Genomic DNA, 13,636 nt, shown 5'->3' with positions numbered 1-13,636 from the left:
TTTTTTGGATTCAACTTAATTAATCCTTCGCTTATAGCTTTCTCAAGTTTTTGCTTTGCTTCCTCTAAGGATATTTTACTCAAATATATATTTCGTTTCATAATTATATAACTATCCCCTTATCTTATATGTATATTCTATATCATTCGAACAAGGTAACGGTAACCTTTTCCCCTTGATATAAACCTTCCTGATTGAGCCTGATAGTTATATAGCCATCAGCTGCAGCCAAAGAAGAAATCATGCCAGATTTGCCCAAAACCGGTATCGCCCACAATTGGCCATGCCTATTTTTTAAAACAACCCTAACATATTCTTCTCTGCCAGCATCTGAAAATACATTACTATCAAGCAAGGCATCAATTGTCTTCTCATATTCAAAATGAAAAATCTCACCCTTTAATTCATATATTATTTTTTTTACCACATTTTCAAAAACCATCATAGCTGAAACGGGGTGACCGGGTAAACCTATAAATAATTTCCCATCATTCAAAGAAATAATTGTTGGCTTACCTGGTTTTAAAGCCAGGCCATGTACTAAAACACCTGGTGAACCCAAACTATCCAATACTTTCAAAGTATAATCCCTTACTCCAACAGAGCTACCCCCTGAAATCAGGACTAAATCAATTTCAGGATTCTCCTTAAAACTCTGAAGTTCATTTGTTAATACTTTTTCATTATCTTTAACAATACCAGCATAGTGGGGAATACATCCAAGTTGATTAATTGCTGCCCCCAGCATAAAAGTATTAATATTGCGCACCTGTCCGGGTTCAGGCTTTTGATTTATGGGAACAATTTCATCACCGGTGGAAATAATTGCAATTTTTGGTTTTTTAAATACATTTATACTCTCCCATCCCAATGCTGCCAACAGGCCAATATCCTGCGGTCTCAGACAATAACCCTTTTCTAACACTTTTTCATTACTCTTAATATCTTCATCTTCCCGTAACACATTTTCCCAGGGGGCTACAGAGCGACTTATTTCAATCATTGAGGAACTAATATTTTCTGTGTATTCCAGCATAACTACCGAATTAGCTCCTTCTGGAAGCATCCCCCCAGTTGATATTCTTACAGCTTGACCATTTTTCAAGACACAGGAAGGCTTTTCTGACATTTTTATCTCACCAATTAAATCAAGATAAGCTGGCAAGCTATCACTTGCTCCAAAAGTGTCGCTGGCTTTAACTGCATACCCATCCATAGTTGATCTATTAAAACCAGGGATATTCTCCCTTGAAACAATGTCTTCTGCCAGCACCCTTGTAAAAGCTTGATTAAGTTCGATTTTCTGTTTACGATTTTGAAAAAAAGTATCAAAATCAAAAGATTCCCGGAAAATCTTTATGCTTTCTTCGATTGTTATAACCTTAAATAGTGGCTGAAACATATTACTCCTTTATATAAATATATCCTGTACGGTATTCCCGCACAGGATATAATATTTTTTCTTCTTTCCAATACGGGGGGCTCAACAATTTCTTGATAAACCTGATGGATGTTTGTCATAGGCTATACCCTTAGAGCAAACAGCTCGAAGAAATTTATTTATTTTTTTAATAAACTTATCAATTATACCTAAATCAAACTATTTTTTCAAAGAATAATAAATAATTTAGGAGTACAGTTATTCACAGTGAAATATAAAATCATCATTCCATTTGGTTGGATATAATTGTTTATCCAAAGAACACCGTCATTATTTCCTGTAATGTTATTTCTCCGAAATAATATTTAAGATTGAACTGGGATAGAGTTCTCTCTATGGTTTCCGATTCATAACGCTTATTTTGCAATGCTTTTTCAATTTCAGAGATATCAGATAATGACAAAAAATCTCCAAATATTTCACAATTTTTTATTATACCATTTTCTACATCAATAAATAGTTCCACCTTACCAGCGGGAAATCTACGGGCATTCTTGATGCTATAAGGAGGAGAATAGCCAAAATTCCATTCCCAGGTACTATACTTAGTATCTACCAATTTATTGATTTGCACTAAATCTTTCTCACTCAAAAAATACTGATTAAACTTTTCTCCCTGGAATAATTCACCTAAAATAGCTTCCCGGAATTCTTCAATTGAAATTTTTCTGTTAAAGTAGGGCTTGATATTGGTAACACGACTGCGTATTGACTTAATTCCCTTTGACTGAATTTTGTCAACTCCAACCTGTAATACCTTTGCCATAATTTCTAAATCTGTATCAAAAAGCAGAGTCCCGTGATGAAGTAGTTTGTTTCTAAAAAGACGTTGTGCATTCCCGGAAATTTTTTTACTATCAACACTTATATCATTACGTCCGGTTAACTCAGCAGGAACACCTAATTTGTTTAATGCCTCCACAACTGGTAAGGCAAATTTTTTAATATCCGTATCTGAAGGTTTACTTCTACGTTTTATAAAAGTAAAATTCAAATTCCCTAAATCCTGATATACTGCACCTCCTCCTGAGAGCCTCCTCACTACTTTGATTTGTTTTTCATTTACAAATGGGACATTAATTTCTTCTATAGTATTCTGGTTATTTCCTACTACAATAGTCGGAGTATTTTGCCAGAGAAAAACAATATCTTCCTTAATATTTTTATTTTTCAGGATATGTTCTTCCAGCGCTAAATTAAAATAGGGGTTACAGGATTGACTATCAATATACTTCACTTCTTACTCCTTTCGAAAAATATCCATTGTATCAAACCATTTAAAAACAATTTTGTTAATATTCTGAAATTGAATTCATTTAACAATTATAAATCGATAGTATTTTTAATAAACTGGTTATTTCAACAAAATAGTAAGACATTATCATTTATTTTGCAAGTTGACTAAAAGCAAGATTAAAAGAGTTTTAAAAAAATATCTTTTGAATTGGCCTTTGTTTTACTCTATAATTTTATGTTATGGATTACAGATAGGACTAACAACTAAAATTAAGGAATTGGCTATGCTTAAAAAAACAAAAGGCTACCTTATGATTACCATCGCCGGGTGTCTTTGGGGAACTGCTGGCTTCTTTGTTAAAAAACTATTAGAAGCCCAGCTCCCTCTTTCTACAATTATCTTCTGGAGAATGTTCTTTTCTTTTACCATACTATTCTTATATCTGTATTTTACAGACAGGTCAAAATTAAAAATTAATTGCAATGTATTAAAATATGTAATTGCTATTGGATTAATAAGCCAATGTCTTTTAAATATCAGCTATTTTACTGCAATTAAAATAACCTCAATTGCCACAGCTGTAACACTTATGTATACGGCACCTGTTTTCATTGCAATAATGGCCAGGATATTTTTTAAAGAATTATTCACAACCAATAAAATCATTGCAATTATTTTGTGTGTAATTGGTTGTTTTTTAACAGTTACCGGGGGTTCCTGGGAAAGTATCAAGTTAAATTTTACAGGGATATTTATGGGTTTATCAGCAGGGCTGACATTTGGTTCCCTGACTATTCTAAGTAAACCGATTGCTGATAAATGCCACACCTATACTATTGTATTTTATTCATTTGGATTCGGTTTGCTTTTTTACCTTCCATTCTCACAACCGGCAATCCTGTTTCAGGAAGGGAATGGACCGGTTATCTGGCTTTATGCTCTCGCACTCAGTATTATTGCAACTATCTTTGCCTATCTATTCTATATTGGAGGATTATCAACAGGAATCGAGGCCTCGAAGGCCGGGATTATCAGCACTGTTGAAGTTGTAGTAGCAGTAATAGTTTCTTATATATTTTTTAATGAACAACTTGGGGGATTAAAACTATTGGGTATATTGATGGTAATAGGTTCTGTTGTTACAGTTCAGTTAAACAAATTAAAGATTTAAAATCTAAAACAGCATGATTCATGCTACATTTAAATCAAAATTTACAATTATAATAAAGTATTAAAATAGTATTAAATTATTTTCTGCTTACAAATTGTATTTTTAAATTATTTAATTATTTAGGATGTTGTTACAACAAGAAAATATTATCATTTTTTGTTAATATACTTTTTATAACAGGGCAGTACTGAAATACCTTTCTGCCCTATCAGGCAAAACGGTAACTATCCGATTTCTCCCATTATCCAAATGTAAAGCTGTAAATACATTCGCGCCTGAAGAAGTCCCGACTAATAAGCCTTCCTGAATTGACAATAATCTTGTAGTGTCTATAGCCTCTTCATCAGACACTGTGATTACATAATCAACCATATTTACATCAAGGACTCCTGGAATAAAACCATCACCAATACCCTGAATCTGATGTAATCCCGGTTCTTTCCCAAGTAAAGCAGCACTATTTTTTGGTTCCACTGCAACAATCTTTATTGCAGGATTTTTTTCTTTTAAAAACTTACCCATTCCCTGCAGCGTCCCTCCACTTCCCACTCCGGCAACAAATACATCAATTTCTCCTTTAGTATCTCTCCATATTTCCGGACCTAATATTTTATAGTGTGTTTCAGGGTTTTTGGGATTAACGAACTGGTCAGTAATAAAATATCTCTCCGGATCCTGTTGGGTAATTTCCTTCATTTTTTTAATAGAACCTGTTAAGCTCTCCTCTGCAGGTGTGGAAATTATTTTTCCGCCAAAAGCCTGGATAATCTTTCTTCTTTCTTCACTCATATTTTCAGGCATAACACAAATAACTTCATAGCCTTTTTGCACTCCTATGAGTGTCAGTCCTATACCGGTATTCCCGGAAGTAGACTCAATAATAGTCATTCCTGGTTTTAATTTCTGATCTTTTTCCGCTTCTTCAATAATATATTTTGCTACACGATCTTTGATACTCCCACCCGGATTTAAGAATTCAGCTTTTGCAAATACATTTCCGGATGATATTTTATTTAACCTTAGAAGGGGGGTATTTCCAATTGCCTCTATTATATTATTAATTTGCATATTTTTGCCTTTCTATCCCATTTATCTGGTATAATTTTAACCTTAAAATTTATTACTATTAATCAATATTATTTAAATAATATTTAAACATAATATCAAAAATCTATTATCATAGCAAATATAACATATTGGCACATTTATTGTTGCATTAGCTTTTCATCAGAAAAGACAGAGTGCTTTTATAGAAAATGATAAAACTAAAGTAAATTATGGCAGAAAATATAAAATATTCGAGAGAATATTATATATTTAAATGTTGGCATAAAATAGTTAAGAATAATCCTATATCTTGATTAACAACAATGGCAGCTTTCTTGTCCAGGTAGGTTTGCATATAATTAATTATAACCAGTTTCCCTTTTTTTGCCATACTATACTCTGGCAACAAGTTTGCAGGAGAAACCTGCAATGAAGAGCCTATCGCTAAAAATAACTCTGCTTTACTGGCCTCATCAATTGCTTCTTCAATATTGGAAAGTGCTTCACCGAATAATACTACATCAGGTTTTAAAACACCACCACACTGACAATAGGGGATACCATTTTTATTCTCATCAATCCTTTTAATTAATTCTTGTGAGGATATTCTTTCCCCGCATCGATTACAGATGGCTTGATTTAAGTTACCGTGAATCTCCATAATATGTTTAGAACCCGCTCTCTGGTGTAAATTATCGATGTTCTGGGTTATTAGAAATTGCAAATATCCTGCATCTTCTAATTTAGCCAGGGCTTTATGGGCTGGATTAGGAGAAACCCTTTGTAACTCCTCAATTCTGGGACGATAGAATTTATAAAAGCGGGAAGGGTTATCCCGAAAAGCCTGAATACTGGTAACCTCTATCGGATTTACCTTAGACCATAAACCCTTACCAGGTGTACGGAAATCGGGAATCCCGGAGGCAGTACTTACTCCTGCCCCGGTTAAGCAGACAGTATATCTTGAACTTTTTAACAGCTCACCCACTTTTTTTACTTGCTCTTGGTCTATTGTATTCATTCTATTGATTTGGGGTGTATAACCCTAAAAACTCCTTTATCTTATTATTATATTCTGTTTAATATATTAAACTATGAGAAACTTCCAGAAATATCTAAAATCATAGAAGCCTATTCATAAGAAAGATGGTTTTTTAAGAGTCAAACATTAAATCTGAAATTAATAATATCACCATCTTCAATAATAGTTTCTTTTCCTTCTACTTTTAACAGACCTTTTTCTTTTACCGCTTGCATTGTACCTAACTGTTTAAAATCGCTAAAACTGACAACCTCTGCCCGAATAAAACCCCTCTCAATGTCACTATGGATTTTACCTGCTGCTTTAACTGCTTTTGTACCCTTGTGAATTGTCCATGCCCTGACTTCATCTTTACCCACAGTAAAAAAAGATATTAATCCAAGATGGTGGTAAAGAACATGGGATAACCGTTCAATACCTGTTTCATTGAATCCTAAATCATCCAGAAAAAGCTTCCTTTCTTCCTGGTCCAATTCATTTATTTCCATTTCCAGTTTTCCGCATATAGGAATACTTGCCATTTGATGATTCTGAATAAATTGGTTAAATTTATCCTGGTTTGGGAATTCATCTTTATTCAATTGACTTTCATCAAGATTTATTGCCACAATAATCGGTTTTAAAGTAAATAAACTAAACCCGCTTATTGTTCGCAACTCTTCCTCTGTTAAGTTTTGAGTAATCAATAATTGATCATTACTTAGATGCTGGTAACATTTTTCTAAGACTTTCTTTTCCAATTCCTCCTGGTTGGTCAGCTTTCTTTTGGCTGTATTAAGTCGGTTTATGCGATTTTCTATTACTTCTAAATCCCTTAAGAGTATTTCATAAACCAAAGACTCAATTTGATGTAACGGATTGGAATCCCCGGGAATCAACGAATCATCAAAGACTCGAACAACCATTAAAATAGCATCAATATTTTGTATTTGACTAAAAATATCCTGCTTCTCTTTTTCAGAAAAATCTGGTGAAATACCAGGTATGTCAATTACTTCGATAGTGGCATGGGTAGTTTTTTTTGGTTGATAAATCGAACTCAGATAATCAACACGCTCATCAGCCACCTTTACAACACCAACATTTTTTGTTTTTCGTGAAGTAAAAGAATCTGTTTGTTTATGCTGGCTGGTTAAAAGATTAAATAAAGTGGTTTTGCCAGTTAAAGGCAATCCTAAAATACCGATATTCATAATTTCTCCTGTTTTATCAAAGGTTATTATTTAAGTAAGAATTATATTAATTCTTTACCACGGGTTGCCATGGCCAGATTACCGAACTTAACACCCTTAACTGCTTTTAATTTGTTGGCAAGCTGATTCAGGGCATGTGCTTTCCCCTGTACAATAATCACTTCAAGACAATTATCATGATCTAAGTGAATATGCTGAGTAGAGATAATGATATTATGATATTCGTGTTGTAATGCAGTTAATCTTTGAACTAAACCTCTCTTGTGATGCTCATATACCAAAGTTATAGTGCCGGCAACCTTTTCATTTTTTTGCCATTCTCTGGATACCAGGTCTTCTCTAATCAAATCCCTCAGGGCTTCAGAACGGTTTTTATATTTTTGTTCATTAATGTGAAAATCAAACCTTTTCAGCAAGTCTTCTTCCAGAGAAATACTGAATCTTACCAAATGAGACATTTTTCACCTTTATAATAATAACACTTTTATTATAAATCATAACACAATATATTAAGAGGGGCAATCTCAAAAAGCTGTCATAACAAACAAAAAGACTCTTCGTTTTTTAATCAAAGAGTCTTGTAAATTTCTATGTTATTTTTATATATTCTTAATTTAAAGAAATTATCTGTTTATTTATTCAATCGGATACATTCCCTGTCTGAAATTTTTTTTGCATAACGCAATGCTTTTTTTTCAGTTGAGAAACTTCTTTCACCAATTTTAATTGGAGGAGAAATTATTCTCCCACCGTAAAACTGGTAACCATATTGCACCAAATATTTTCCCTGATCTTTTGATACTTCACAATAATCATAATTACTTTTCGTGATATCCATATTCAAACAGCTCCTTTCCGAAGGTCATTTGCTGTTTTTCTTTATATATAATTTGGAGTTATAACAATTGACATACAATATTTTGAATTGGCAGTTAGATTTAAATTCATAAATTCTTCATACGACATGGTATAATCTTTTCCGATTGTAGGATCATTGCTTATTATCTCTTTTTTGTCAGCGTCAAAGCCGATAACAACCCTGGCATGGGCAAGGGGATTATTATCTTTATATTCCTGAATTGCTATTATAGGAATATCGTTTGATAAATAATCTTCGATCTCTTCTATGGTTAATGCAGTAAACGAGGAATTAAAACCTAAATTCTCGGCTAATTTAACCATCTTATATATATCTCCCAAACCGTCAGGTTTAATAATTTCTTTTGCCAATTCCTGTTGTGTCATCGGTAAGCCAAAATAACTTAAAGTCATTGATGCTGTAGCAGGTAAACACCAATTTGTTCCGGCATATTTTTGATATGGGACTTCTAAATATACGGAAGTAGAATCTGACTTGCTTTCAATTTCAGGGGTCAAACTATCAGTAAGGATATTTTCCTGTTCTGATGTAGGAAGGTCTGTTTCCGGTACAACACCACTACAAGATGTTAATAAGAAGATTGTACTTAAGATTATTATTATTTTTGATATATTTTTTACTTTATCCCAAACTTTCATATTATCTACTCTCCTGTTTATAGGCAGAAAAAGCTGGCAAAGTTTGGGCAAAATAAAAAAAGGTGGCAGTTTGGCGACCATAGTCTTTCGACTTTAGGCCCATAACTTTGCGCCCTATTCTTTCGAATAGTTTGCCTTTTTCAACCTTTATTAAACGCAAATAGTTGCATTAATAAAATTATTTATTTATCAATATACTTTTTTACTATTCTACTATAATTATTCCCTATTTAAAAATTTTTAGACAATATTTTTAAAATATTTTTAAAATTTTTTTTCCAGTAGAATTGACGGGTAATCTGTTCTATTTAAAATCTTGTCTTGAAATCTTTCAAAGGCAAGCTCTATCAATCTGTCAATCAACTTAGAAAATCCGATTCCGCTTTTTTCCCATAATTTTGGATACATGCTGAAACGGGTAAATCCGGGCATAGTATTTATTTCATTAAGAAAAATCTTATAAGTATTATCAATTTTTTGAACAAAAAAATCAACACGGGCTAAACCTGAGCCATCAATTGATAAAAAAGCTTTTTTTGCTATTTTTTGCACATCTTTTGTAATATTATCCGGCACTCTGGCAGGTATTATTAACCTGGTACTTTTATCAATATACTTGGATTGATAGTCATAATATTCTCCGGCAGGTACAATCTCTCCAATTACAGAGGTATTCGGCTTATCATTTCCAAGCACACTACATTCAACCTCAATGGCATCTTCTATTCCTTCTTCAATAATAATTTTACGGTCATATAGAGCTGCAATATTTATTGCCTCCTCAAGTTTTAATGCATTTTCTACTTTATTTATACCAACACTTGAACCAAGATTAGTAGGTTTTACAAACAGGGGATAAGTAAGTTCATTATTTATCTTATTTAATATCTTATTTTTTTTTGAGCTCCATTCTCTCCTTTTTATGGTAATCCATTTAGTTTGGGGAAGATTGCTCTGCTGAAACATTTTTTTCATTAAATCCTTATCCATTGCCAGCGAAGAAGTAGATACACCTGCTCCTACATAGGGAATATTAATTAACTCTAACAATCCCTGAACTGTACCATCCTCTCCAAAAGGACCATGCAAGACTGGAAAAATGACATCCAATTTTTTAATAGTGGAATAATTAATATTGCCCATTTCTTTGTTTATTACTATCAATTGATGATTACCTGACCCCGATTTCCAGGCAACTCTGCTTTTTCCTTCAATTTTGCCAGTCCGCAAAGCAATTATGCTTTCCTGAGATGACAACCAGCAGCCATCTTTGGTAATTCCTATTGGTATAATTTCATATTTTTCTCTATCTATTGCCTCAATTATAGAAGAAGCAGAGCAAAAAGAGACTTCATGTTCACCTGATTTCCCACCAAATAAAATCCCTATTCTAATTTTATCTTGTTTTGTCATTTATTTTTCCTTTTCTAAAAATTTCAACGAAAATATTAATTTTAACCTCCTCCTATTAAAGGAAATATTTCTATAACATCTCCGTCTTTGGTTTGATAATTAATATCAACAATTTTTTTATTAGCTAATATTATACCGGCTGTCTCTTGTATATCTTTAGAAAAATTCTTCTTGATAATGTATTTGATACTAACCGGCCTTTCTAAATCTAACAGTATTCCCTGTTCTTTATTATAATTCTTATATTTTTTTTCAAGTCCATGACAAAGTATGATTTTAATTTCCACAATAATCTCTCCTTCTATTTTAGCTGAATTGATTATTCTTTTCAGTATTATCCTTTTTGTATTTATTAATTAATAATATGTTTTTCTTTATTTCTTTTTCATAACCCCGGTCAGTTGGAAAATAATATCTTCTATCTTTAAGTTTATCGGGAAGATGCTGTTGTTTGACAATAGCATCCTGAAAATCATGAGCATATTGATAACCCTTGCCATAATTCATTTCTTTCATCATTCTTGTCGGTGCATTACGGATTACCAATGGTACAGGTAAATGACCATATGTTTTTATGTCTTTACCGGCTATTTGTCTTCCTTTATATAATGCATTGCTTTTTGGTGCAGTGGATAGATATGTTGCAGCCTGAATAAGTGCAAGATCCCCTTCAGGCATACCTAAAAAATGGACTGCCTGCATTGCTGAAACAGCAACAGCCAAAGCTGAGGGGTCGGCATTACCCACATCCTCTGAGGCAAACCTGATAAGTCTTCTTGCAATATATAGAGGATTTTCACCGGATTCTATCATGCGTGTTACCCAATATAATGCAGCATCCGGATCAGAATCACGCATGCTTTTATGTAAAGCAGAAATAATATTATAGTGTTCTTCTCCGGTCTTATCATAACGCAGGCTGCTTTTTTGTACAATCTCCTGAATCATTTTTTTATTAATTCTTATAATTCCTCCCGCATCAGGAGAATTTGCAGTAGCAGCAAATTCCAGTATATTTAAAGCGATACGACCATCCCCATAAGACAAGCGTATAATAAAATTAATAACTTCATCATCAATTTCTATCAGTAAATTTCCCAATCCGTTTTCTTTGTCCTGCAAAGCCCTTTTTATAATTTTATAAAGATTTTCATCAGATAAGGATTCTAAAACATAAACATGTGAGCGGGACAATAGTGGTGAAATTACTTCAAAGGAAGGATTTTCTGTTGTGGCACCGATCAATATTATACTTCCATCCTCTACATAAGGTAAAAAAGCATTTTGTTGGGTTTTATTGAATCGGTGAATTTCATCCACAAAGAGAATAGTCTTTTGCTGATAATAAGTCCAACGTTGATGAATATCTGTAATCATCTTTTTTAGATCAGGAATACCTGATGTTACAGCGCTGAATTGCACAAAATGACTTTTAGTCATCTGGGCAATAATCATCGCAAGGGTGGTCTTCCCGGAACCAGGCGGACCCCAAAGGATAATTGATTGTAACCTGTCTTTTTCAATAGTTATTCTTAATGGTTTTTCTTTGCCGATTATCTTTTCTTGCCCGACAAAGCCATCAAGACTTTTTGGCCTCATCCTATCTGCCAGGGGAGCTGATTTTTCCTTTTTCTTTTCCTGTTCATGGAATAAATTCATTGTTGTTGTCCTAAATTTTTTATTTATTAATCTTACCATTTTTTATCTATTTTTAAAACTACAATCAATTAATACGTTATAATTATAATAATTGACTATTTTACCATCACTGTTTATCCGATTATAATAGACCTATAAGATAACTGTATGAATTCTGTGGTCTGGTTATCAAAAATCATTAATATTTAGGAGAGTACTATGAAAAAAAATAATATCCGTATTGCCTGCCTTCAAATAGAAGCTAAGTCTTATGCAAGGCATTCCGAAAATAGGGAAAAAATATTCCAATTAATAGAAAAGGCGGCAAAATCAAAACCAGATTTGATAGTTCTTCCGGAATGTACATATCCCTGTTATTTTTTATCTCCACAGATAATTGATAATTACAAAACTCTTTCTGATATAACCGTACAATTTTTGTCAGAAATCAAAAATTATGCCCGGAAATACCAGATTTTTATTACGGTTGGACTTCCGGAATATGTAAAAGAAAAAAATATACTGTATAATTCAGCTTTTCTGATTGATGATAAGGGAGAAGAAGTAGGTCGTACTAGAAAAGCTTTCCTGTGGCATTTTGATAATATTTGGTTCCAGAGTGGTAATCAATATCCTGTTTTTAATACTAAAATTGGTAAAATTGGTATATTTATTTGCGCAGATGGACGTCTCCCGGAGATAGCACGCTGTCTGGCACTGCAGGGAGCAGAACTATTGCTGGATCTCACTAATTTAGTTACCAATGGTCTGGAAAAAAAATTATGGTCTAACCCTCAAGTTGATTATATGCTGCCAACCCGGGCTATGGAAAACAAGGTCTGGATTGTTGCAGCCAACAAGGTCGGAATCGAAGAAAAATCAATTCAATATTGCGGAAAAAGTTCCTTCTTCTCACCCGAAGGAAAGACTGTAGCAATGGCTTCATCTAACCTGGAAGAAATTTTAATAAAGGATATAGATCTCAGCAAATCTCATGATAAAAAATTAGCAAATACAATAGATGTTTTTGAGCATAGGAGGCCGAAAAATTATAAAATACTTACTTTGCCATCCTCTAACTTGACTTTTCAAAAAGATGAAACTAAAAAGGCTGAGAAAATAGTAAAATACCCCTTTGCTACAGTCATTCAAACAGAAGATACAATGAATTCATATGATTACCTGAAAAAAATAGAGTATTTCTTTCAAACCCTCGAAACACAGGAAGTAAATTTATTTTCATTTTCCCAGAATAATTATATTTCTGAACAAAAAAGTCATTCTATTATAAATTTATTAAAAAAGCTGACAAAAGACAAAACAGCTATTTGTTCTATTGTCTTGAGTGAACAGGAAGACAGCAAAAGATATAAAACAATTTTTCTTATCGAATCAGGAGAAATTATTGGAAAATACAGGAAAACACATCTTGAATTCGATGAGATAAGTAAAATTAATACAGGTGAAGATGACTTTCAAGTCCATAATACAAAGCTTGGTAGAATTGGCTTGATGTTGGATTATGAGGGTTATTTACCCGAAATTGCCAGGATACTAACCTTAAAAGGTGCACAAATTATTATCTGGCCGTGTCAATTCTCTATCGATGAGCATTTAAAAATTTGCAGGGCAAGAAGTGCAGAAAATAAGATTTTTATTTTATGCCCAAACAGTATTGGGAAGAATTATAATGGACACAGCATTATCACCGACCCATCGGGACAAATCATTGCAGGGTGTCTTGAAAATTCGGAAATGGCAAGCATGTCCAAACTTTCTATTAATCTGGCTAATGACAAAATAATTGTGCCTTATACTGATGCTATTCTTGGTCGACAGCCTGAATCTTACCATCTACTTGCTTCTGATAAAAATATTTGATAATTACTAAATAATTGGTATAATTTTTAATATTTCTTTTAAGTTTTAAAACCTT

Annotated in this window: 13 protein-coding genes and 2 riboswitches; of the genes, 2 read left to right on the top strand and 11 right to left on the bottom strand. The window is 32.9% G+C overall.

The features are described 5' to 3' along the window. Positions 1 to 142: 142 nt before the first annotated feature. Both PHQ99_05845 and PHQ99_05840 read right to left on the bottom strand, forming a co-directional pair. A complete protein-coding gene (locus PHQ99_05845; GenBank protein MDD4289090.1) occupies positions 143 to 1,402 on the bottom strand; it encodes a molybdopterin molybdotransferase MoeA in 1,260 nt (419 codons plus the stop codon). A 44-nt stretch (positions 1,403 to 1,446) separates the two neighbouring features. Beyond that, positions 1,447 to 1,564: riboswitch (molybdenum cofactor riboswitch) on the bottom strand. A 127-nt stretch (positions 1,565 to 1,691) separates the two neighbouring features. Beyond that, on the bottom strand, positions 1,692 to 2,678 hold the full coding sequence (locus PHQ99_05840) for a lipoate--protein ligase (protein ID MDD4289089.1): 987 nt from the start codon (positions 2,676 to 2,678) through the stop codon (positions 1,692 to 1,694). A gap of 283 nt (positions 2,679 to 2,961) precedes the next feature. On the opposite strand from PHQ99_05840, the gene PHQ99_05835 reads away from it, so the two are divergent. Continuing rightward, on the top strand, positions 2,962 to 3,849 hold the full coding sequence (locus PHQ99_05835) for an EamA family transporter (protein MDD4289088.1): 888 nt from the start codon (positions 2,962 to 2,964) through the stop codon (positions 3,847 to 3,849). Positions 3,850 to 4,020: 171 nt separating this feature from the next. Here the strand turns inward: PHQ99_05835 and cysK are convergent, their stop codons facing one another. The 9 genes from cysK to PHQ99_05790 form a co-directional block, all read right to left on the bottom strand. Beyond that, a complete protein-coding gene (cysK, locus tag PHQ99_05830) occupies positions 4,021 to 4,917 on the bottom strand; it encodes a cysteine synthase A (GenBank protein ID MDD4289087.1) in 897 nt (298 codons plus the stop codon). Between the two features lie 241 nt (positions 4,918 to 5,158). Further along, entirely contained in the window at positions 5,159 to 5,884 is a 726-nt protein-coding gene (locus PHQ99_05825) for a Sir2 family NAD-dependent protein deacetylase (GenBank protein MDD4289086.1), read from the bottom strand. A gap of 173 nt (positions 5,885 to 6,057) precedes the next feature. Beyond that, positions 6,058 to 7,131, bottom strand: a complete 1,074-nt coding sequence (gene ychF, locus PHQ99_05820) for a redox-regulated ATPase YchF (GenBank protein ID MDD4289085.1) — start codon at positions 7,129 to 7,131, stop codon at positions 6,058 to 6,060. Positions 7,132 to 7,172: 41 nt separating this feature from the next. Next, positions 7,173 to 7,589 (bottom strand): nickel-responsive transcriptional regulator NikR, encoded by a 417-nt coding sequence (gene nikR / locus PHQ99_05815; GenBank protein MDD4289084.1) that lies wholly within the window; start codon positions 7,587 to 7,589, stop codon positions 7,173 to 7,175. A 173-nt stretch (positions 7,590 to 7,762) separates the two neighbouring features. Beyond that, on the bottom strand, positions 7,763 to 7,969 hold the full coding sequence (locus PHQ99_05810; GenBank protein ID MDD4289083.1) for a hypothetical protein: 207 nt from the start codon (positions 7,967 to 7,969) through the stop codon (positions 7,763 to 7,765). A 41-nt stretch (positions 7,970 to 8,010) separates the two neighbouring features. Then, positions 8,011 to 8,649: a C39 family peptidase gene (locus PHQ99_05805; protein ID MDD4289082.1), complete on the bottom strand. Its 639-nt coding sequence runs from the start codon at positions 8,647 to 8,649 to the stop codon at positions 8,011 to 8,013. Between the two features lie 61 nt (positions 8,650 to 8,710). Further along, positions 8,711 to 8,795, bottom strand: a riboswitch (cyclic di-GMP riboswitch). Between the two features lie 118 nt (positions 8,796 to 8,913). Next, the gene (locus PHQ99_05800) at positions 8,914 to 10,062 is read right to left on the bottom strand and encodes a D-alanine--D-alanine ligase (protein MDD4289081.1); all 1,149 of its coding nucleotides are present in this window, start codon (positions 10,060 to 10,062) and stop codon (positions 8,914 to 8,916) included. Between the two features lie 41 nt (positions 10,063 to 10,103). Then, the gene (locus tag PHQ99_05795; protein MDD4289080.1) at positions 10,104 to 10,349 is read right to left on the bottom strand and encodes a MoaD/ThiS family protein; all 246 of its coding nucleotides are present in this window, start codon (positions 10,347 to 10,349) and stop codon (positions 10,104 to 10,106) included. A 19-nt stretch (positions 10,350 to 10,368) separates the two neighbouring features. Further along, positions 10,369 to 11,721, bottom strand: a complete 1,353-nt coding sequence (locus tag PHQ99_05790) for a replication-associated recombination protein A (protein ID MDD4289079.1) — start codon at positions 11,719 to 11,721, stop codon at positions 10,369 to 10,371. A gap of 198 nt (positions 11,722 to 11,919) precedes the next feature. Here PHQ99_05790 and PHQ99_05785 point away from each other — a divergent pair, with 198 nt between their 5' ends. Next, positions 11,920 to 13,581 (top strand): carbon-nitrogen hydrolase family protein, encoded by a 1,662-nt coding sequence (locus tag PHQ99_05785; protein ID MDD4289078.1) that lies wholly within the window; start codon positions 11,920 to 11,922, stop codon positions 13,579 to 13,581. The last annotated feature ends 55 nt before the right edge of the window (positions 13,582 to 13,636 follow it).

The organism is Atribacterota bacterium (assembly GCA_028703475.1).
Classification (GTDB): domain Bacteria; phylum Atribacterota; class Phoenicimicrobiia; order Phoenicimicrobiales; family Stramentimicrobiaceae; genus JAQVMU01.
Note: the sequence above shows the minus strand (reverse complement) of the source record. Positions and strands in the feature narration are given on the sequence as shown.